This is a genomic window from Desulfobacula sp. (genome assembly GCF_014237455.1).
GTDB lineage: Bacteria > Desulfobacterota > Desulfobacteria > Desulfobacterales > Desulfobacteraceae > Desulfobacula.
Window position 1 is genome coordinate 1 of record NZ_JABZFL010000064.1, and the last position, 1,516, is coordinate 1,516.

At 39.5% G+C, this 1,516-nt stretch carries 2 protein-coding genes; both read left to right on the forward strand.

Annotated features, from left to right (window positions below; all coding sequences use genetic code 11):
• The first annotated feature begins 173 nt into the window (after nt 1-173).
• On the forward strand, nt 174-359 hold the full coding sequence (locus tag HGJ91_RS09485) for a hypothetical protein (RefSeq protein WP_291347497.1): 186 nt from the start codon (nt 174-176) through the stop codon (nt 357-359).
• 6 nt (nt 360-365) lie between these two features.
• Nucleotides 366-1,397 (forward strand): phosphagen kinase, encoded by a 1,032-nt coding sequence (locus HGJ91_RS09490; RefSeq protein WP_291347499.1) that lies wholly within the window; start codon nt 366-368, stop codon nt 1,395-1,397.
• Nucleotides 1,398-1,516: the final 119 nt, after the last annotated feature.

The window sequence follows — 1,516 nt, forward strand, 5'->3', positions numbered from 1 at the left end:
ATAAATTTGTGCTTTACTGGACTTCACTTGAGGTGGCCTCCTGAATTTGGTTGTTTTTTTGTCTCATAAACTTATTATAACCTTTATTCATGGGGTTCCTCAAGCTTTTTCTTTACTAACTTACTACTTTTTTTATGCAACGACAGGGTTAAGAATCGAAAAATAATTTAGCTATGGAAACTATTGTTAATAGAGATTTGTTTGATTTTGAAATCGGGTATTTGATCAAAAGCCCGTGCCTCAATTGTGAGAACAAATCAGAGCTTCCAAAATGTCATGCAGACTGCCTTGTCCTGGACAAAATCCAGGCAACGCTTGCAAGGGGCATCTCATCCCAGTCTTCCTCACATGAAAGTTAACTGCTTTTGAATCCGCCTATTTTTCCAGAAAGATCCAATTGTCTTGTAAAAAAATATTTGTCGCTGGAAATTTTTAATGCCCTTGAACACCAGAAGACTGATTCAAGATTTACCCTGGCGCAGGCCATCAATTCCGGGATAAAAAATTGGGACAGTTCCATTGGTATTTATGCCGGAGATGCCCAGTCCTATAGAACCTTTTCGCTGCTTTTTGATCCGATCATTTGTGAATACCATGGATTTTCAAAAGACAAAAACCATAAACCGGATATCAGCCCGCTTATGCTTCCCAGCCTTGATCCGGAAAAAAAATATATTAAATCCACACGGGTAAGGGTTGCCAGGAACCTGGAAGGATTCAGCTTTCCCTGTCACATCTCTTTATCCCAACGCCGCAAACTTGAAAAAAAGATTATTTCAGCTTTGGATCGGTTAAAAGATGATCTTAAAGGGAAATATTATTCCTTTGAACCTATTGATGAAAAAGAATTGAAACAGCTTAAAAAGGAAAACTTGTGGTTCCAAAAAGGAGACCGGTTTCAGGATGCAGCAGGAATCAATTCTGATTTCCCCAAATGCAGGGGCGTATTTCACTCTTTTGACAAACGGTTTATGGTCTGGGTTAATGAAGAAGATCACTTAAGGGTCATCGGCCTGGAAAGAACATCAGATATTTCAAGTGTTTATAACCGCCTTTCCAGAGCGCTTTCGGCATTAAACCAAAGCCTTGCTTTTTCCCGGGATGAGACATACGGATACCTGACATCCTGTCCCACAAACATCGGCACATCCATGAGGGCCGGCGTACACATCCAACTTGAAAAACTTGAACAGAACAAAGACCTTCTCCATGGTATTGTTAAGGGCTATAATCTTCAAATCCGGGGAACCGGCGGGGAAAAAACAAAGGTTGAGAATGCCATGTTTGATATCAGTAATCGCCAAAGACTCGGAATTTCAGAATCCAAAATCATTCAAAATCTTCATGCCGGTCTTTTAGCCATTATCAAGGCTGAAAAAAACCTGGGAACTCCTTAATTAACCCTGTCGTTGCATAAAAAAAGTAGTAAATTAGTAAAGAAAAAGCTTGAGGAACCCCATGAATAAAGGTTATAATAAGTTTATGAGACAAAAAAACAACCAAATTCAGGAGGCCA